This is a genomic window from Streptomyces sp. NPDC017936 (assembly GCF_044328485.1).
GTDB lineage: Bacteria > Actinomycetota > Actinomycetes > Streptomycetales > Streptomycetaceae > Streptomyces.
Genome location: NZ_JBIRHK010000010.1, coordinates 256,357 through 275,150 on the forward strand (window position 1 = coordinate 256,357; position 18,794 = coordinate 275,150).

Here is an 18,794-nt window from a genome sequence, read left to right on the forward strand (position 1 = left end):
GGTGGCATGCTTCGGCGGGCTGTTCTTAAAGTGGGGCAATGCGCACTGGCGAGGCCCTGCCCGCCGTGGGGGAGGTCCTCGCCGCCCTCGCGACCGGTCTGTGGCACTGGAGCACGGCCACCGGGCTGGTCACGGTCGACGCCGAGGCGGCCCGGCTGCTGGGACTGCCCGCGGAGGAGACCGTCCTCACCGAGGCCCAGACCCGGGCCCGGCTGCACCCCGTCGACTGGAACGAGATCACCGGCGTGATCCAGCTCGCCGTGGCCGAGGGCACGCTCGCCGAGGTCCGGATCCGGATCATGGACGACCGGGGGCGGGTCGTGCGGGTCGTCCGCAGCCGCTCCAAGCCGTCGTTCGACCCGGAGAAGAAGGCGTACGAGCTGATCGGGACCCTCCAGGAGGTCACCGAGCCGAGGCCCGGCACCCCCGCCGGGCGCACCACCGTCACCGGCGACTGGCGGCGCTCGCGGGAGGCGTTCCTGCTGGACGCGGGACGGGCGCTGGCCGAGGCCCGCTCCACGGAGGAGGTGCTGCGGGTCGCCGCGGGCCTGTCGATGCCGGGCTTCTCCCCGGACGGCCTCGCCGTCTTCGGGAGGGAGGGCGACCGGCTGACGATCATCGGGCAGCACGGACACCGCGCCGGCGACGCGGAGCCCTTCACCCAGATGTCCCTCCAGACGGACTATCCCGCCGCCGAGGTCACCCGCACGGGCCGGGCCGTCTACATCTCCTCGCCCGAGCAGTACAAGGAGCGCTACCCGCTCACCTGGCCGCTGATCGCGCACTTCGACCGGCAGTCCTGGGCGTATCTGCCGCTGACGGTGGCCGGCCGCACGATGGGCGCCTGGATGGCCGCCTTCACGCATCCGGTGGCGTTCACCCCCGACGAGCGGTCCGTCCTCACCACCGTGGCCCGCATGCTGGCCCAGGCCCTCACCCGGGCGGGGGCCGCCGAGACCCAGCGCGAGCTGACGGACGGCCTGCAGCGCTCCATGCTGCCCACGCTCGGCCCCGAGATCCCCGGCATGACCCTCGCCGCCCGCTACATCCCCACCGGCGGCGGCCTCCAGGTCGGCGGCGACTGGTACGACATGATCCCGCTGCCCGGGGGCACCTCCCGGACGGAGTCCCGGGGAGGCCGGTTCGCGCTGGTCATCGGGGACGTCCAGGGGCACGACGTACGCGCCGCCGGCCTCATGGGCCAGCTGCGCACGGCCCTGCGGGCGTACGCCGCCGAGGGCCACCGTCCCGACGCCGTCCTCTCCCGCGCCTCCCGCTTCCTCCACGGCCTCACCCACACCGACGACGAGGCCGCCGACCTGCGGTTCGCGACCTGTCTCTACGTCGAGGTCGACCCGGTCACCGGGGTCCTGGAGACCGCCCGGGCCGGCCACCTCGACCCGGCGGTCCGGACGGCCGACGGCACGGTCCTGGTCCGGGCCACGGCCGGCGGACTGCCCCTCGGCGTCGACCCCGACTCCGACTACCCCACCACCCGCCTCGCCCTGGAGCCCGGCGAGACGCTGATGCTGTGCACCGACGGTCTGCTGGAGACCGGCGGACACGACCTCGACACCGGCTGGCGGCGGATCCGCAGGATCCTGGAGAGCCACGAGGAGGGCCTGGAGGAGCTGGCGGACGCGCTGGTCCAGGCGGTCCACGGGCCGTCCTCGCACCACACCACCGGCCCGTTCGCCGACCGGCGGGAGGACGACATCGCCGTCCTGCTCCTCGGCCGCCACGGGGAGGGCGCCGTCCCCGCACGGCCGCCCGTGCGGCGCACCGTGCTGACGATCGCGCAGGCCGAACCCGAGCGGATCGCCGAGGCCCGCGGTCAGGTGCGCGAGCTGCTGCACGACTGGCCCAGCGAGGACCAGGTCGACTCGGCGGTCCTGCTCGTCTCCGAGACGCTCACCAACGTGCTCGTGCACACCGACGCCGACGCCCTGCTGGTCGCCGAGGTCACCGGCGGGCCCGGCGAGCGCCGGATGCGGATCGAGGTCACCGACACCAGCGACGCGCTCCCGCACAAGCGCCGCCCCGGAGAGCTGGCCTCCTCCGGGCGCGGCCTGGTCCTCATCGAGCTGCTCGCCGACGAGTGGGGGGTGGCGCCGCGGGGCGAGGGCAAGAGCATCTGGTTCGACCTCTACGAACCGGGCTGCGGACCCGACGGCCCGGGCGGCGACGGAGCGGCGGGCGCGGCCCCGTCGGGGGCGTAGCGCTGCCGCAGCTCGTACACGACCCCGAACGCCGCCGCCGTCAGCGGCACGGCGAGCAGCATGCCGAGGATCCCGGCGACGGACGCCCCCGCCGTGATCGTCAGCATCACCACGGCGGGATGCATCTGCACGGTCCGGCTCTGGATCGCCGGCTGGAGCACGTGCCCCTCCAGCACCTGCACGGCGAGCACCACCCCGAGCGCCCACAGCGCGATCACGAACCCGCGGTCGGCGAGCGCGACGAGCACGGCCACGCCACCGGAGAGGAAGGCGCCGAGGTAGGGGATGTACGCCCCGACGAAGACGAGCGCGGCGAGCCCCGCGGCGCCCGGCACGTCGAGGACGAGCAGCCCGACGCCGATGCACACGGCGTCGATGAACGCGATGACCGTCGTCCCGCGCATGAACCCCTCGACGGCGTGGAAGGCACGCCGCCCCATGGCCTCCAGCGTGTCCGCGGTGCCGTGCGGCGCGACCGCCCGCAGGGTGCCGACGGCCCGGTCGGCGTCGCGCAGGAAGAAGAAGACCAGCAGCAGGGCGAGCACGGCCATGGCGATGGTCTCGCCCACGACGCTGACCCCGCTGAGGACGCCGGACGCGGCGGTCCCCCCGAACTTGGCCAGCAGCTGGCGGGCGTTGGAGGCGAGGTCGTCCAGCGAGGTCCCGGCCGCCCCGAAGTGCCGGGCGACGTCCCGCGCGGCGCCCTTCAGCGCCACGACGATCTGGTCCCCGCTGTCGACCAGCGCGGCGACGACGATGTAGACGGCCCCGCCGACCACCCCCACGACCGCGACGCAGGTGACCCCGGCGGCGACGGACCGGTTGACCCGCGCCTTGACGAGCCGCCGGTGGAACGGTCCCAGCAGCGCGGTCCCGAGCAGGGCGAGCAGCACGGGCACGACGGCCGTGCGCAACTGCGCGCAGAGCCGGATCCCGACGTAGGCCACACCGGAGACGAGGAGCAGGACGGCACACCAGGCGGCGAGACGGCGGACGGGGGCGGGGAGCAGGCGCACAGGACCAGCGGACCACACGCCCCGGACGTTGTCCTGTGCGGACGGACCGCCCGGGTGACGGCCCGTCACCCGCCCGAGGGCGGTGGGGGTATGGCGCGGCGGAGCGCCCGAGGTGAAGATGCTCTGGAACGCAGCGTGCGCCGGACGGGGACGGTGAGAGGTGCGGACGAGAGCCTTGTCGATCGGTGAGTTACCGCCGCAGGCGGCCGGATCCGACGTCACACGGCAGTTGTGCACGGCGGTGTACGCCCGCCCGGACCGGGCCGGCGACCGCACGCCGTGGGGCGAGGACCTGCTCTTCCGGCTGATCGACGAGGTGCTGCGCGACCCGGCCCGCTCGGTTCCGTCGTACGGCTTCGACCTGGTGCCGGTCCTCGCGCACGGCGTGCGCGCCCGCCGGCTGCGGCTGGCCCGCCGCGCGGCGCTGCTCGCGGTGCTCGTCCTGGTCGCCGTCTGGGCGCCGCTCGCCTCCCTGACCTGGCTGGTGGCGCTCGGCTGCGCCTACGTGCTGGGCCCCTCGGGGACCGGCTGGGCCGTGCTCCCGCTGGCCGGGTACTGGATCTTCGCCCTGCTGGCGATCCAGCGGCACGACGGGCTCGTGGAGCTGTGGACGCGCAGCGTCCAACTGCCCCTCGTGCTGGGTGCCGCCGTCGCCCTGGTGTACGTGGTGGACGCGGTGGCCGCCGGGGCGGCGCGGGAGCGGGCCGTCCGGGACGGCGGTACACGCGAGCGGCTGCCCCCCGTCGGCGGGCCGCGCCGAAGACGGGTGGAGCGGCTCGCCGCCCGGCAGAACGGCACCGAGCTGCCGTACGACGACCTGGGCCGCTTCATCGGCGCGGGCCGGGACGTGCGGGGCGCGGCCCAGCTCCGGGTGCCGCTGCGGCCGGAGCACCCGCAGCGGCCGGTCGTCGCCCTGCGGGAGGCCGACCTCCTGCACAGCATCGCCGTCGCCCTGAGCGCGGCCGGGCACGGGGAGTCGGCGCCCGGCGAGCCGACGGAGACCGCCCCGCTGCCCGGCTTCTCCGTGGCGCGGGTGCTGGCCCTCCCGGCGGGACTGTGGCTCGAGCGCAACCGCAAGGACGGACGGGCGTCCCCGCAGGCCGGCGGCCTCGGCCGGCCGGACCGGCCGTACCTGCGGGCGCAGTGCGTCAGCTGGGAGGGGCAGCTGGTCGTCAACCTCTTCGTGCACGCCGCGCTCCAGGCCGGTGAGCTGCGGCTGACGATGCGGCCCCAGGTGATGGCGCCGTTGCTGGCGCTGCCCGGCCCGACCGGACCGGCCGTGCTCACGGGCCTGCGCCGGACGGCCGTCCCGTGGCACGCGCTGTGGCGGCGGATCCGCAAGACGCCGGCCGAGGGGACGCGACCGGCGGCGCCGGACGGCCCGCTGAGCCTGCGTGACGCCCTCTCCCTCGCCGCGCCCGCCGACCTCCACCAGCGCGGCGACGCCGAACGCCACGTCGAGCTGATGCAGTCGGCCGTCCTCAGCGCCGTCGAGTCCCTGCTGGAGCGGCACGGCTTCGCGACGGAGGCGTTCTCCGACCGCCGCACGGTGATCAACAGCATTCACGTGCTGGGCGACAACACCGGGGTCGTCCAGCTCGCGGGAGGCGTGCGGGTGACGCACGTGGCCCAGGACGCGGAGGCCGCCACGCGGCACACGGGCGCCGGCCCGGCCCCGGGCGCCGCGACCGGCCCGGACGCCGTCCCGGCGGTCCCGTCCCCGCCGCCTCCTCCTCGTCCGCCCGGGAACACGACCGAAGGAGTGCTCATGAGCCCGGGATTCCCGCGCAGGGACCCGGCACCCGAGCCCGCCAGGGCCCCGGGTGCCGGTATCAGCATCGGCGGGGACAACAACGGCACCGCGCAGAACGCCGTCGGTCACCGCCTGTCCCGCATCACCCAGTCGGGGACCGGCCAGGCGAGCGCGCCCCTCGACTCCGTCGCCCGCCTCCTCGAGGCCTTCCGCGCCGACGTCGACCACCACGCCGCCCTGCTGGCGGACCCGCAGGCCCTCCAGGACCAGGCGTCCGTCCTGGCCGGCGCCCTGACCGCCCCGGACGGCGAGGGCTTCCGCCCCGCGCTGCGCACGGCCGCCCGCTCCCTGCCCGCGCTGATCGCCGGAACGGCCGTCCAGCAGTCGGGCGAGGCCCTGGTCACGGCGATCAGGGAGCTGCTGGGCTGACGGGGAGCCGCCGGGCCGCTCCGGGCCGGCGGCGACACCGCCGTCGCCCGGGAAACGTGGGCGAGGCCCCCGGCCGCGAGCGGAATCGCGGCCGGGGGCCTCGCGCGCACCGTGTCCGGTTCCTCAGGCCTCCGGCCCGCTCTCCGTCATCCCGTGCACCGCCGGGACCGTGCCCAGGCGGCCCTTCTGGAAGTCCTCGAAGGCCTGCATGAGTTCGTCCTTGGTGTTCATGACGAACGGGCCGTAGTGGACCATCGGCTCGCGGATCGGCTGCCCGCCGAGGAGGACCACCTCGAGGTCCGGGGTGTGCGCGTCCTGCTTCTCGTCGGCGCGGACGGTCAGCGAGGAGCCCGCGCCGAAGACCGCCGTCTGGCCCAGGTGGATCGGGCGGCGCTCGGCGCCGACCGCGCCCCTGCCCGCCAGGACGTAGGCGAGGCCGTTGAAGTCCTCCCGCCAGGGCAGGGTGATCTCGGCGCCCGGCGCCAGCGTCGCGTGGATCATCGTGATCGGCGTGTGCGTGATGCCGGGGCCCGCGTGGCCGTCCAGCTCACCGGCGATGACGCGCAGCAGCGCGCCGCCGTCGGGGGACGTCAGCAGCTGGACGGAGCCGCCGCGGATGTCCTGGTAGCGCGGGGCCATCATCTTGTCCTTGGCCGGCAGGTTCACCCACAGCTGCAGGCCGTGGAAGAGACCGCCGGACATGACCAGGTGCTCCGGCGGCGCCTCGATGTGCAGCAGGCCCGAGCCCGCGGTCATCCACTGGGTGTCGCCGTTGGTGATGGTGCCGCCACCGCCGTTGGAGTCCTGGTGGTCGAAGACGCCGTCGATGATGTAGGTCACGGTCTCGAAGCCGCGGTGCGGGTGCCAGGGGGTGCCCTTGGGCTCTCCCGGCGCGTACTCCACCTCACCCATCTGGTCCATCATGATGAACGGGTCGAGGTGGCGGTAGTGGATCCCGGCGAACGCGCGCCGCACCGGGAAGCCCTCGCCCTCGAAGCCGCCGGGCGCGGTCGTCACACCGAGCACGGGGCGCGCCACGGCGTCGGCCGGCGCGGCGACGCGGGGCAGCGTCAACGGGTTCTCGACGGTCACTGCGGGCATGTCGGTACCTCCTTGGGCGACGTGCGCTCCACTTTAGTTGAGCGTTGAACTTTCCGCCAGCCTGAACGACGGGAGCCCGGAGGACATTCCCTCCGGGCTCCACCACCGACGATCCGGCGTCCAGGGCCTGACTCGGCGCCGCTCCGGCACCCGGGTCCCGTCCGCCGCCGGCGCTCAGCCGTACATCCGCCGCATCGCGAAGTCGACCATCTGCTCGACCGCCTTGGCGTCGAAGACCATCCGGTGCTCGCCCTCCATGTCGAGGACGAAGCCGTAGCCGGTGGGCAGCAGGTCGAGCACCTCGGCGCCCGTGATCACGAAGTACTTGGACTCCTTGCCCGCGTACCGGCGCAGCTCCTTGAGCGTGGAGAACATCGGGATCACGGGCTGCTGCGTGTTGTGCAGGGCGAGGAATCCGGGGTTGTCGCCGCGCGGGCAGTACACCTTGGAGGTCGCGAACACCTGCTGGAAGTCCTCGGCGGCCATCTGCCCGGTGGTGAAGGCGCGCACCGCGTCCGCGAGCGAGGGCGGGGACGGCTCGGGGTACAGCGGCGGCTGCTGGCCGTATCCGCCGGCCATGGGCTGCTGCGGCGGGGCGTAGTGCTGCTGAGCGCCGCCACCGTCCATGCCGTATCCGTACATGCGCGCAAGCCTACCGAGAGCGGTGGGCGCGGCGGGCCGGTACCGGAGCCCCGGGGACCGGCGGCGGGCCGGCGGCCGCCCCGCCGGTCGCCGGCGGTCCGCCGCACACGGCGCCCGCGGCACCGGGGGGGCACCCGTGACGGCGCCGCACCGGCGGGGACCGCGTCGTCGGGGACGGCCGCGAGCGGCAACCGGCAACGGCGACGGGCGACTCGGGGACGGGAGTCACCACGGCCCTCCGTGGTCCCGGTGTGACCTGTCACAGTTCCGCGGATCGGGGTTGCGTCTTATTACCGACGGGTAGCATCATCGTCTAGCTACTTGTTGGTACGTGAACTAGCGCGAGGATCCAGTGCCTCGCCGATCTCTCTACGGAGCCGGGAGCCGTCGCCATGGGGCACTACAAGTCGAATCTCCGCGACATCGAGTTCAACCTCTTCGAAGTACTCGGGCGCGACAAGCTGTACGGCACCGGCCCGTTCGAGGAGATGGACACCGAGACCGCCAGGAGCGTCCTCGAGGAGCTGACCCGCCTCTCGGAGAACGAGCTCGCGGAGTCCTTCGCGGACGCCGACCGCAACCCGCCGGTCTTCGACCCGGAGACCAACACCGCGCCGGTCCCCGCGTCCTTCAAGAAGAGCTACCAGGCCTTCATGGACTCGGAGTACTGGCGCCTCGGCCTGCCCGAGGAGATCGGCGGCACCACCGCCCCGCCGTCCCTGATCTGGGCGTACGCCGAGCTGATCCTGGGCGCCAACCCGGCCGTGTGGATGTACTCCTCCGGCCCGGCCTTCGCCGGCATCCTCTTCGACGAGGGCAACGACGTCCAGAAGAAGATCGCGCAGATCGCCGTCGAGAAGCAGTGGGGCTCCACCATGGTGCTCACCGAGCCGGACGCCGGCTCGGACGTCGGCGCCGGCCGCACCAAGGCGGTCCAGCAGGAGGACGGCTCCTGGCACATCGAGGGCGTGAAGCGGTTCATCACGTCCGGCGAGCACGACATGTCGGAGAACATCCTCCACTACGTCCTCGCCCGCCCCGAGGGCGCCGGCCCCGGCACCAAGGGCCTGTCCCTCTTCCTGGTCCCGAAGTACCTCTTCGACTTCGAGACCGGCGAGCTGGGCGAGCGCAACGGCGTCTACGCCACCAACGTCGAGCACAAGATGGGCCTGAAGGCCTCCAACACCTGCGAGATGACCTTCGGCGACCGGCACCCCGCCAAGGGCTGGCTGATCGGCGACAAGCACGACGGCATCCGCCAGATGTTCCGCATCATCGAGTTCGCCCGCATGATGGTCGGCACGAAGGCGATCTCCACCCTCTCCACGGGCTACCTCAACGCCCTGGAGTACGCCAAGGAGCGCGTCCAGGGCCCCGACCTGGCGAACTTCATGGACAAGAGCGCCCCCAAGGTCACCATCACCCACCACCCCGACGTCCGCCGCTCGCTGATGACGCAGAAGGCGTACGCGGAGGGCATGCGCGCCCTCGTCCTCTACACGGCCTCGATCCAGGACGCGATCGCGGTCAAGGAGGCCGCCGGCGAGGACACCAAGGCCGAGCACGCGCTGAACGACCTGCTCCTGCCGATCGTCAAGGGCTACGGCTCCGAGAAGGGCTACGAGCAGCTCGCCCAGTCGCTGCAGACCTTCGGCGGCTCCGGCTTCCTGCAGGAGTACCCGATCGAGCAGTACATCCGCGACGCCAAGATCGACACCCTGTACGAGGGCACCACCGCGATCCAGGGCCAGGACTACTTCTTCCGGAAGATCGTCCGCAACCAGGGCGCCGCGCTGAACTCCCTCGCCGAGGACATCAAGAAGTTCCTGGCGCTCGGCACGGGCGGCGAGGAGCTGTCCTCGGCCCGCGAGCACCTGGCCAAGGCCGCCGTCGAGCTGGAGGCGATCGTCGGCCTGATGCTGACCGACCTCGCGGCCACCGAGCAGGACGTCAAGAACATCTACAAGGTGGGCCTGAACACCACCCGCCTGCTGCTGGCCTCCGGTGACGTCGTCGTCGGCTACCTGCTGCTCAAGGGCGCCGCGATCGCCGCCGAGAAGCTGGAGACGGCCTCCGCCAAGGACAAGGCCTTCTACACCGGCAAGATCGCCGCGGCGAAGTTCTTCGCCGCCAACGTCCTGCCCGGCGTCACCCTGGCCCGCAAGATCGCCGAGGGCGTCGAGCTGGACCTGATGGAGCTGGACGAGGCCGCTTTCTAGGACACGTCCCCCGAGGACGCGTTTCCGGACACATCCGTACAGCCGAGCGAAACTCCACACCGTCCTCACGAAGGCCCGCTCCCATCACCGGGAGCGGGCCTTCGTCCGTCGTTAAGGTGAACCCATGAGCGAACCGGCCCACCCGTCACCCGCCGCCACCCCCGCGGAGAACGCTTCGCGCGCATCCGCGCCGTTCGACCGCGGCCACACCGACGACCTCATGTCCTTCCTGACGGCGAGCCCGTCGCCGTACCACGCCGTGGCGAACGTCGCCGAGCGGCTGGAGAAGGCGGGTTTCCGGCAGGTCGCCGAGACGGACGCCTGGGACGGGGCGAGCGGTGGCAGGTACGTGCTGCGCGGGGGCGCGGTCGTGGCCTGGTACGTCCCCGAGGGCGCCGCGCCGCACACCCCCTTCCGGATCATCGGCGCGCACACCGACTCCCCCAACCTGCGCGTCAAGCCGCTGCCCGACACCGGGGCGCACGGCTGGCGCCAGGTCGCCGTGGAGATCTACGGCGGTCCGCTGCTCAACTCCTGGCTCGACCGCGACCTGGGGATCGCCGGCCGCCTCACCCTGCGGGACGGCTCCACCCACCTGGTGAACGTGAACCGGCCGCTGCTGCGGGTGCCGCAGCTCGCCATCCACCTGGACCGCTCCGTGTCGTCCGAGGGCCTCAAGCTCGACAAGCAGCGCCACCTCCAGCCCGTCTGGGGCCTCGGCAACGACGTCCGCGACGGCGACCTGATCGCCTTCCTGGAGGAGGAGTCCGGACTGCCGGCCGGCGAGGTCACCGGCTGGGACCTGATGACGCACTCCGTCGAGCCGCCCGCCTACCTGGGCCGCGACGAGGAGCTGGTGGCCGGGCCGCGCATGGACAACCTGCTGTCCGTGCACGCCGGCACGGCGGCCCTGGCTGCCGTGGCGACCGGCGGGGCCGCCCTGCCGTACATCCCCGTCCTGGCCGCCTTCGACCACGAGGAGAACGGCTCGCAGTCGGACACCGGCGCGGACGGGCCGCTCCTCGGCAGCGTGCTGGAGCGTTCGGTGTTCGCGCGCGGCGGGTCGTACGAGGACCGGGCACGGGCCTTCGCCGGCACCGTCTGTCTCTCCTCCGACACGGGCCACGCGGTCCACCCCAACTACGCGGAGCGGCACGACCCGACGCACCACCCGCGCGTCAACGCCGGTCCCATCCTCAAGGTGAACGTCAACAACCGCTACGCGACCGACGGTTCGGGCCGGGCGGTCTTCGCCGCCGCCTGCGAGAAGGCCGGCGTCCCCTTCCAGTCCTTCGTCTCCAACAACTCCATGCCGTGCGGCACGACCATCGGCCCGATCACCGCGGCCCGGCACGGCATCCGGACCGTCGACATCGGCGTGGCCATCCTGTCGATGCACAGCGCCCGCGAACTGAGCGGCGCCGACGACCCGTACCTGCTGGCGAACGCCCTGGCGGCGTTCCTGGAGGGCTAGCGCCGCCCGCGCAAGGGAGCGCTCCTGCATGGGAGTTGCCCGCCGGGGTACCCGGATGCGGACACCGGAACAACCGGTACACCGATCAGGGAGGCGACACTCATGGGCCTCGGCGGGTGCATCATCCTCATCGCCGTGGGAGCCATCCTCACGTTCGCGACCGACTGGGACATGCAGGGGGTCAACCTCGACATGGTCGGGATCATCCTGATGATCGTCGGCCTGATCGGCGTGACGACCTTCAGCAGCATCGCCCGGCGCCGCCGGGTGATGGTGCCCCCGGCCTCGACCACGGTCGTCGAAGAGGAGCACCACCACCACCGCGGCGGATACAGCGACGGCTACGGCGTCTGACCACCACCACGGCCGAGCGGCGGCCAGGGCGTCCGGCCGCCGCCGTCAGGCGTCCAGACCGGCCAGCACCAACGGCAGCCGGTCGGCGCCCTTCTCGGTGAGCACCACGGGAACGCCCCAGTCCTGCTGGTGGACGTGGCAGGCCGGGTACTCGTTGGAGGGGTCGTCGTCGCACGAGGCCGCCATCGCGGAGACGTGCAGCACCCCTTCCCCCGCCTGCGGGTCGAGCTCCAGCGTGCGGGAGAGGTCCGTGCCCGCGCCCCCGCCCGACAGCAGCAGCCCGGGCGGGGTGGAGGAGACCAGGAGCCGGGTGGAGGGCCCGTACCGCGTGTCGAGCTTCTGGCCCGCGGGGGCCTGGAAGATCACGTCGAGGCGGAGCGTGCCCGGCGCCACCTCGGTGGCCGCCCGCTGGGTGCGGTGCGCGACGGCCGCCACGCGGACCGCCTCCTCCGGCAGCCGCAGCCGAGTGAGCCGGTGCCGCGCCGACTCCACGACCACGAGGTCGTCGCCGACGAGGACGGCGTCGCTGGGCTCGCGCAGATCGGTGGCGAGCGTGGTGACCTCGCCCGTCGCCGGGTCGTAGCGGCGCAGGGCGTGGTTGTAGGTGTCGCTGACGGCGACCGAGCCGTCGGGCAGCGCGGTGACGCCCAGGGGGTGCTGGAACAGGGCCTGATCCGCCGCGCCGTCCCGGTGACCGAAGTCGAACAGCCCGGTGCCGACGGCCGTGCGGACGACGCCGTCGAGGTCGACCCAGCGCAGGGCGGAGGTCTCCGAGTCGGCCAGCCACAGCCGCTCGGCGGTGGCGGCGAGCCCCGACGGCTGCGCGAACCAGGCCTCGGCGGCGGGTCCGTCGACGAGCCCCTCGTTGGTGGTGCCGGCCGCGACCGCGACGGTGCCGTCGGCGGGGTCGTACACCCACAGCTGGTGGACGCCCGCCATGGCGATCCACACCTTGCCGCCGAACAGCGCCACGTCCCACGGCGAGGAGAGGTCGGTCTCGCGGGCCGGTCCGGACGTCGGCGAACCCTGCCACCACTGCTTCCCGGTCCCCGCCAGGGTCGTCACCTCACCGGAGACCGGGTCGTAGCGCCGCAGGGCGTGGTTGACGGTGTCGGCGACCACGACGGACGAGTCGTCCAGCAGGGCCAGCCCCTGCGGCTCGCTGAAGGCCGCCGTCCCCGCCGTGCCGTCGGCGAAACCGCGCGTCCCGGAACCGATCCGGCGCACGACGGTCTCCCCGTCCTCCGCCAGCTCCACGAGCTGGTGCCGGGTGGTGTCGCTGACCAGGAAGTTCCCGGAGGGCAGGACCAGCGCCTTGCCGGGGAAACGCAGAGCCGTCGGCTCCGGCTCCGGCGCCACGTACGGCCCGTCACCGCGCCGCAGCGTGCCCTTCGCCCCGTGCTCCGCCTCCAGCTCGCCGACCAGCCGCTCGATGGCGTGCGCGTGTCCCTCGCCCGCGTGCTGCGCGACGACGTACCCCTCGGGGTCGATGACCACGAGCGTCGGCCACGCGCGCACGGCGTACTGCTTCCAGGTGGCGAGCTCGGGGTCGTCCAGCACCGGGTGCTCGACGCCGTAGCGCTCCACCGCGTCGACGACCGCCCGGTGCTCCGCCTCGTGGACGAACTTCGGCGAGTGCACGCCGATGACGACGACGGTGTCCCGGTGCTTCTCCTCCAGTTCGCGGAGCTCGTCGAGGACGTGCAGGCAGTTGATGCAGCAGAACGTCCAGAAATCCAGGATCACTATGCGCCCCCGGAAGTCGGCGAGGGTGTACTGCTCGCCGCCCGTGTTCAGCCAGCCGCCCTCGCCGATCAGCTCGGGGGCACGGACGCGGACACGGCGGGGGGTCGGGGCCGGGGATGCGGTCATGGATCAAGGGTGCCACCCGCCGCCGGCCGCCGCGGCGGGCGGGGCGGGGTCAGTCCGTCGGCCTACCGGGGGGAGTCCCGGGGCGGGCGCCGGGGAAGCGCTGAGCGTATGAGATTCCTCGTGCGCGACCGGCTGCTGGCGTTCGGTGACGACTACTGGATCGAGGACGACCGCGGGAACCGGGTCTACCTCGTCGACGGCAAGGCGATGCGGCTGCGGGACACCTTCGAGCTGAAGGACACCCAGGGGCGGGTGCTGATCGACATCCGCAAGAAGATGTTCGCCCTGCGGGACACCATGGTGATCGAACGCGGCGGCGAGCCGCTGGCCACGGTCCGGCGCAAGCGGCTGTCCCTGCTGCGCAACCACTACCGGGTCGCCCTGGCGGACGGCGGCACGGAGCTCGACGTCAGCGGGAAGATCCTCGACCGGGAGTTCGCGATCGAGTACGACGGCGAACTGCTGGCCGTCGTCTCCCGGCGGTGGCTGCACGTGCGGGAGACGTACGGCGTCGACGTCGTGCGGGAGGACGCGGATCCGGCGCTGCTGATCGCGGTGACGGTGTGCGTGATCCACCTGGCGGACAAGGAACGGGAGGACTGAGCGCGCCGCCGTTCAGCGCCGGGGCGGCGTCAGCCCCAGCACCCGGTCCTTCAGGGCCGGGAACTGCTCCCGGGTGGCCGCGACCCGCGCCGGGTCGAAGTCCACCGTGAGGACCTCCTCGCCGGGGCCGGCCTCGGCGAGCACCTCGCCCCACGGGTCGACCACGATCGAGTGACCCGCCTGCGGAACCCCGGCGTGCGTCCCGGCCGTTCCGCAGGCGAGCACGAACGCCTGGTTCTCCACCGCCCGCGCCCGGGCCAGCAGCGTCCAGTGCGCCCGGCGGCGCTCCGGCCAGCCCGCCGGGACGACGAGGGTCTCGGCGCCGGCGTCGACGAGGCCGCGGAAGAGTTCGGGGAAACGGAGGTCGTAGCAGGTGGCCACGCCGAGGGTCGTCCCGGGGAGCCGCACCGTCACCAGTTCGCGCCCCGCGCCCATCAGGACGGCCTCGCCCTTGTCGAAGCCGAAGCGGTGGATCTTGCGGTAGGCGGCGGCCAGCTCGCCGGAGGGGGAGAAGACGAGGGACGTGTTGTAGAGGGTGCCGTCGCCCGCGGCGGAACCGCCGTCGGACGGGGCCCGCTCGGGGATCGAGCCCGCGTGCAGCCACACGCCCGCGTCGCTCGCGGCCTCGGCCATCGCCTCGTGGGTGGGGCCCTCCAGCGGCTCGGCCCCGCCGCCGAACTCCTCGTAGGCGAACGCCCCGGTCGTCCACAGCTCCGGCAGCACCACGAGATCGGCGGAACCGGCCTGACGGCGGACCAGCGAGGCGACCCGCGCCCGCCGGGCTTCGACCGATTCGCCCTCGTCCACGGCGATCTGGATCAGAGAGGCGCGCACACTACCACCGTCCTGGCATTCGAGTCGTCCACACGGGCCTACGATCGTCACACGAAAGCACTGCCGGGGTGCCTCACAGCAGCGTAACTTAGCGTTCCAGACACCCGCCGACAGCCGCCGACAGCCGCTCCCGTGGCGACGCCGCCACCATCTGCCCGCCCGTGTACCGACCGCCGAGGGGTCCCGTTCCGTGAGTCTGCATCCCACCCTCCAGCCCTACGCCGACGCCTGGACCCACTCCATCGAAGCGATATCCGAGCTGGTGCAGCCGCTGGTGGAGGCGGACTGGAACCGCCGGACCCCGTGCCCGGGCTGGTCGGTGCGGGACATCGTGTCGCACGTCATCGGACTGGACTGCGAGATGTACGGCGACCCGCGGCCCATCCACACCCTCCCCCGCGACCTCTTCCACGTCACCAACGACCTCCAGCGCTACATGGAGATCCAGGTGGACGTCCGCCGCCACCACACGGCGCCGGAGATGACGGCCGAACTGGAGTACACGGTCATCCGCCGCAACCGCCAGCTGCGGAACGAGTCCCGCGCCCCGGGCGCCACGGTGCGCGGTCCCCTCGGCACCGAGCTCACGCTCGAGGAGTCCATGCGCGCCCACGCGTTCAACGTCTGGGTGCACGAGCAGGACCTGCGCGCCGCCCTCGGCCGCCCCGGCAACCTCGACTCCCCCGGCGCGCACATCGCCCGTGACGTGCTGCTCGCCGAGCTCCCGGCCGTCGTCGCGGACCGGGCCGACGCCCCGCGCAGCTCCGCGGTCGTCTTCGACGTGCACGGCCCGGTCGAGTTCCTGCGCACGATCCGCGTCGACATCCAGGGCCGCGGCACCCTCGAGACGGCGCCCGCCCTCGGGCCGGCCGCGGCCCTCACCCTCGACTGGGAGACGTACGTCCGCCTCGCCTGCGGCCGGGTGAGCCCGGAGGCGGTCGCGGACCGGGTGAAGGCGGAGGGCGAGCCGGAGCTGACGGCGGCGATCCTGCGGAACTTCGCGGTGACCAAGTAGCGCTCCGGCGCCGGACGACAACGCGAGGGCCCGTCGTGCGTGTCACGACGGGCCCGCTGCGTACCGTGTGCCGGCGTCAGATCATGGCGTAGCCGAAGTTGATGAGCTTCTTCACGTCCGTCGTGCGGTTGGCCGCCGAGGAGGAGGTGAGGACGGCGCCCATGACCGACTCGCCGTTGAGCGTGGCGGCGAAGACGAGGCAGTACTTGGCGTCCGGGCCGGAGCCGGTCTTGATGCCGAGCGTGCCGTTCCAGCCGAGCAGGGTGTTGGTGTTGGTCCAGGTGCTCATCGTGCGGGTGGCGCCGCTCGCGGTGACGGTCTTGGCCGTGTACGCCTTGGTCTTCACGACGGACTTGAACGTGGGGCTCGCCATCGCGCTCCGGGCGAGCTTGGTCAGGTCGCGCACGGTCGAGTAGTTGGAGCCGTTGCTCAGGCCGTCGAACGAGTCGAAGTGCGTGTTCGTCATACCGAGGTTCTTGGCCATGGTGTTCATCTTGGCGATGAAGTTCTTGGTGCGGGCCGCGACCGTCGTACCGGTTCCGAACTTGTCGGCGAGGGCCATCGCGGCGTCGCAGCCGGACGGCAGCATCATCCCGTACAGCAGCTGACGGACGGTCACCTTGTCGCCGACGATGAGGCGGGCCGACGAGGGGTAGCCCTCGGCGACCATGTAGCTGCTGATCTCCTTCCTGATCGTGACCTTGGTGTCCAGGTTCAGGTTCGCCTGGGAGAGCACCACCTTCGCGGTCATGATCTTCGTGGTGGAGGCGGTGAGCCGGCGCGTGTCGGCGTACTTGGCGTAGAGCGCCTTGCCGGTGGCGCCGTTCATCACGAATCCGCTCTTGGCGGTGATCGTGGGCACCGTCACGGCCTGCGCCGGCGCCGCGGTGAGGGCGCCGGTGACGAGCACGGTGCCGGTCGTCACGGCGACGGCTGCGGCCCTGCGGACGCGGAAGCCCTTGGTGGCGGTTATCAACTGAAATACCCCGATTACGTCGAATGCCCCTGCGATGCGGCCGAGTTGGAGGGGGGAAAGCAGAGGGGGCCGCATGTGTGTGACACGTAGGTAGCACAGAAAGTTGTGCGGCCGCTGCGGGGAGATTCCCGACCGCCCCTCCCGTCCCCCCAACCGGTGACCTCCGCCCCTCCGACCGGCCCCGTCCGGGTCCGCATGGTGGACGCGCCCCTCCTTGCGTACGTGTTGTATCTATCCTGTGGGCATGCCTTCGGCCCCACCCGCACCGCTCAAGCAGCCACCCGCCGCCGACCGCGTCTACTCCCACGTCAAACAAGGCGTCCTGGACCGCCGTTACGAGGGCGGCACGCTCCTCACCGAGGGCGAGCTCGCCGAGGCCGTCGGGGTCTCGCGCACGCCGGTGCGCGAGGCGCTGCTGCGGCTCGAGGCGGAGGGGCTGATCAAGCTCTACCCGAAGAAGGGCGCGCTGGTCCTGCCGGTGTCCGCGCAGGAGATCGCGGACGTCGTGGAGACCCGGCTGCTGGTCGAGGAACACGCGGCGCGCAAGGCCGTACCCGCCCCGCCGGGGCTCATCGAGCGGCTGGAGGAGCTGCTCGCGCGGCAGAAGGCGCAGGCCGCCGCCGGCGACCTGGCCGGGGCCGCCGTCACCGACCGCTGCTTCCACGCCGAGATCGTCCGCAGCGGCGGGAACGAGATCCTGTCCCGGCTGTACGACCAGCTGCGGGACCGCCAGCTGCGGATGGGCGTCGCCGTGCTGCACTCGCACCCCGACCGGATCGCCAAGACCCTCGTCGAGCACGAGGAGATCCTCCGGGCCCTGCGCTCCGGTGACGCCGAGTCGGCCGTCGGGCTGGTCCACCGGCACGTCGGCTGGTTCTCGCACCTGGCGCGGGGGGAGGTCCGATGAAGCCGGACGGTCCGGTGAGCAACACCACCCTTCCGGGTGACCCGCCGGGTGGACGGCGGGCCGTCACCGTCTGGGGGATCGGCGTCTCCGTCTACTTCGTCGCCGTCATCTTCCGCACGTCGCTGGGCGTCGCCGGCCTCGACGCCGCCGACCGCTTCCACGTGAACGCCTCCGCGCTGTCCACCTTCTCCATCCTCCAGCTGCTGGTCTACGCGGGCATGCAGATACCCGTCGGCCTGCTGGTCGACCGGCTCGGCACCAAGAAGGTGCTGGGCATCGGGGCCGTGCTGTTCACGGCCGGGCAGCTCGGGTTCGCGTTCTCGCCGTCGTACGGCACGGCGCTCGCCTCCCGGGCACTGCTCGGGTGCGGGGACGCGTTGACGTTCATCAGCGTGCTGCGGCTCGGGACGCGGTGGTTCCCCGCCCGGCGCGGGCCGATGGTCGCGCAGTTCGCGGGCCTGGCGGGCATGGCCGGCAACCTCGTCTCCACGCTGGTGCTGGCCCGGCTGCTGCACGGGATCGGGTGGACGGCGGCGTTCGCGGGGAGCGCGCTCGCGGGCGTCGTCGTCCTGGTGCTGCTCCTGCTGTTCCTGAAGGACCATCCCGAGGGGCACGAGCCCGAGCCCTTCCCGCACCAGGGGGCCGCGTACGTACGGCGGCAGATCGCCGCGTCCTGGCGGGAGCCGGGGACGCGGCTGGGGCTGTGGGTGCACTTCACCACCCAGTTCCCGGCGATGGTGTTCCTGCTGCTGTGGGGACTGCCGTTCCTCGTCGAGGCGCAGGGGCTCAGCCGGGCCACCGCCGGTGAACTGCTCACCCTCGTCGTGCTGTCCAACATGGTCGTCGGGCTGGTGTACGGCCAGGTCGTCGCCCGGCACCACGGGGCGCGGCTGCCGCTCGCGCTCGGGACCGTCGGCGCGACCGCGCTGCTGTGGGCCGCGACGCTCGCGTACCCCGGCGGGCGCGCGCCGGTGTGGCTGCTGGTGGTGCTGTGCGCCGTGCTCGGCGCCTGCGGGCCCGCCTCGATGATCGGCTTCGACTTCGCGCGGCCGGCGAATCCGCCGGAGCGGCAGGGGACCGCGTCCGGCATCACCAACATGGGCGGTTTCGTCGCCTCCATGACGACCCTCTTCGCGATCGGCGTGCTGCTGGACACGACCGGGGACGACTACCGGGTCGCGTTCTCCGTGGTGTTCGTGCTGCAGGCGGTCGGGGTGAGCCAGATCCTGCGGCTGCGGACGCGGGCGGCCCGGCGGGAGAGGGAGCGGTTGATCGCCTCTCGGGTGTCCTCGGTGCACGTTCCCGTGTAGGCGCCGGTGCGGGTGCGGGTGCCGGCGGGACGCCGCAGGGGCTCGGGACCGCGCGAGGGCCGACCGCGTC

Annotated in this window: 15 protein-coding genes; 9 read left to right on the forward strand and 6 right to left on the reverse strand. The window is 72.8% G+C overall.

The features are described from left to right. Nucleotides 1-38 precede the first annotated feature (38 nt). On the forward strand, nucleotides 39-2,219 hold the full coding sequence (locus ACH4F6_RS22555; RefSeq protein WP_397962083.1) for a SpoIIE family protein phosphatase: 2,181 nt from the start codon (nucleotides 39-41) through the stop codon (nucleotides 2,217-2,219). On the opposite strand, the gene ACH4F6_RS22560 is transcribed toward ACH4F6_RS22555, so the two are convergent. Next, nucleotides 2,147-3,235 carry an AI-2E family transporter gene (locus tag ACH4F6_RS22560; protein WP_397962085.1) on the reverse strand — a complete coding sequence of 363 codons (1,089 nt, stop codon included), beginning with the start codon at nucleotides 3,233-3,235 and terminating at the stop codon, nucleotides 2,147-2,149. The genes ACH4F6_RS22555 and ACH4F6_RS22560 overlap by 73 nt on opposite strands. Before the next feature lie 175 nt (nucleotides 3,236-3,410). Here ACH4F6_RS22560 and ACH4F6_RS22565 point away from each other — a divergent pair, with 175 nt between their 5' ends. Next, complete coding sequence (locus ACH4F6_RS22565) at nucleotides 3,411-5,417, forward strand: hypothetical protein (RefSeq protein ID WP_397962087.1); 2,007 nt, start codon at nucleotides 3,411-3,413, stop codon at nucleotides 5,415-5,417. Nucleotides 5,418-5,540: 123 nt separating this feature from the next. Here ACH4F6_RS22565 and ACH4F6_RS22570 read toward each other — a convergent pair whose 3' ends face one another. Continuing rightward, complete coding sequence (locus tag ACH4F6_RS22570) at nucleotides 5,541-6,518, reverse strand: pirin family protein (protein ID WP_397962089.1); 978 nt, start codon at nucleotides 6,516-6,518, stop codon at nucleotides 5,541-5,543. A gap of 174 nt (nucleotides 6,519-6,692) precedes the next feature. Next, complete coding sequence (locus tag ACH4F6_RS22575; protein WP_397962091.1) at nucleotides 6,693-7,160, reverse strand: SseB family protein; 468 nt, start codon at nucleotides 7,158-7,160, stop codon at nucleotides 6,693-6,695. A 392-nt stretch (nucleotides 7,161-7,552) separates the two neighbouring features. Between ACH4F6_RS22575 and ACH4F6_RS22580 the strand changes: the two genes are divergently transcribed. From ACH4F6_RS22580 to ACH4F6_RS22590, 3 genes are all read left to right on the forward strand, one after another. After that, nucleotides 7,553-9,379, forward strand: a complete 1,827-nt coding sequence (locus ACH4F6_RS22580; RefSeq protein WP_397962093.1) for an acyl-CoA dehydrogenase — start codon at nucleotides 7,553-7,555, stop codon at nucleotides 9,377-9,379. A gap of 124 nt (nucleotides 9,380-9,503) precedes the next feature. Beyond that, nucleotides 9,504-10,853 carry a M18 family aminopeptidase gene (locus ACH4F6_RS22585; RefSeq protein WP_397962095.1) on the forward strand — a complete coding sequence of 450 codons (1,350 nt, stop codon included), beginning with the start codon at nucleotides 9,504-9,506 and terminating at the stop codon, nucleotides 10,851-10,853. Between the two features lie 102 nt (nucleotides 10,854-10,955). Next, nucleotides 10,956-11,207 carry a DUF6458 family protein gene (locus ACH4F6_RS22590; RefSeq protein ID WP_397962097.1) on the forward strand — a complete coding sequence of 84 codons (252 nt, stop codon included), beginning with the start codon at nucleotides 10,956-10,958 and terminating at the stop codon, nucleotides 11,205-11,207. Between the two features lie 45 nt (nucleotides 11,208-11,252). Here ACH4F6_RS22590 and ACH4F6_RS22595 read toward each other — a convergent pair whose 3' ends face one another. After that, a complete protein-coding gene (locus ACH4F6_RS22595; protein ID WP_397962099.1) occupies nucleotides 11,253-13,079 on the reverse strand; it encodes an NHL domain-containing thioredoxin family protein in 1,827 nt (608 codons plus the stop codon). 108 nt (nucleotides 13,080-13,187) lie between these two features. On the opposite strand from ACH4F6_RS22595, the gene ACH4F6_RS22600 reads away from it, so the two are divergent. Next, complete coding sequence (locus ACH4F6_RS22600) at nucleotides 13,188-13,682, forward strand: LURP-one-related/scramblase family protein (RefSeq protein ID WP_397962101.1); 495 nt, start codon at nucleotides 13,188-13,190, stop codon at nucleotides 13,680-13,682. Between the two features lie 12 nt (nucleotides 13,683-13,694). On the opposite strand, the gene ACH4F6_RS22605 is transcribed toward ACH4F6_RS22600, so the two are convergent. Beyond that, nucleotides 13,695-14,516 carry a carbon-nitrogen family hydrolase gene (locus ACH4F6_RS22605; protein WP_397962103.1) on the reverse strand — a complete coding sequence of 274 codons (822 nt, stop codon included), beginning with the start codon at nucleotides 14,514-14,516 and terminating at the stop codon, nucleotides 13,695-13,697. Nucleotides 14,517-14,706: 190 nt separating this feature from the next. Between ACH4F6_RS22605 and ACH4F6_RS22610 the strand changes: the two genes are divergently transcribed. Then, nucleotides 14,707-15,531: a maleylpyruvate isomerase family mycothiol-dependent enzyme gene (locus tag ACH4F6_RS22610; protein WP_397962105.1), complete on the forward strand. Its 825-nt coding sequence runs from the start codon at nucleotides 14,707-14,709 to the stop codon at nucleotides 15,529-15,531. 76 nt (nucleotides 15,532-15,607) lie between these two features. Here ACH4F6_RS22610 and ACH4F6_RS22615 read toward each other — a convergent pair whose 3' ends face one another. Further along, complete coding sequence (locus tag ACH4F6_RS22615) at nucleotides 15,608-16,507, reverse strand: D-alanyl-D-alanine carboxypeptidase family protein (protein ID WP_397962106.1); 900 nt, start codon at nucleotides 16,505-16,507, stop codon at nucleotides 15,608-15,610. A 244-nt stretch (nucleotides 16,508-16,751) separates the two neighbouring features. Between ACH4F6_RS22615 and ACH4F6_RS22620 the strand changes: the two genes are divergently transcribed. Together ACH4F6_RS22620 and ACH4F6_RS22625 are read left to right on the forward strand one after the other, a co-directional pair. Then, nucleotides 16,752-17,414, forward strand: coding sequence for a GntR family transcriptional regulator (locus tag ACH4F6_RS22620; protein WP_397962107.1), 663 nt, complete (start codon nucleotides 16,752-16,754; stop codon nucleotides 17,412-17,414). After that, nucleotides 17,411-18,724 carry a nitrate/nitrite transporter gene (locus ACH4F6_RS22625; RefSeq protein WP_397962108.1) on the forward strand — a complete coding sequence of 438 codons (1,314 nt, stop codon included), beginning with the start codon at nucleotides 17,411-17,413 and terminating at the stop codon, nucleotides 18,722-18,724. The genes ACH4F6_RS22620 and ACH4F6_RS22625 overlap by 4 nt, the downstream gene beginning before the upstream one ends. Nucleotides 18,725-18,794: the final 70 nt, after the last annotated feature.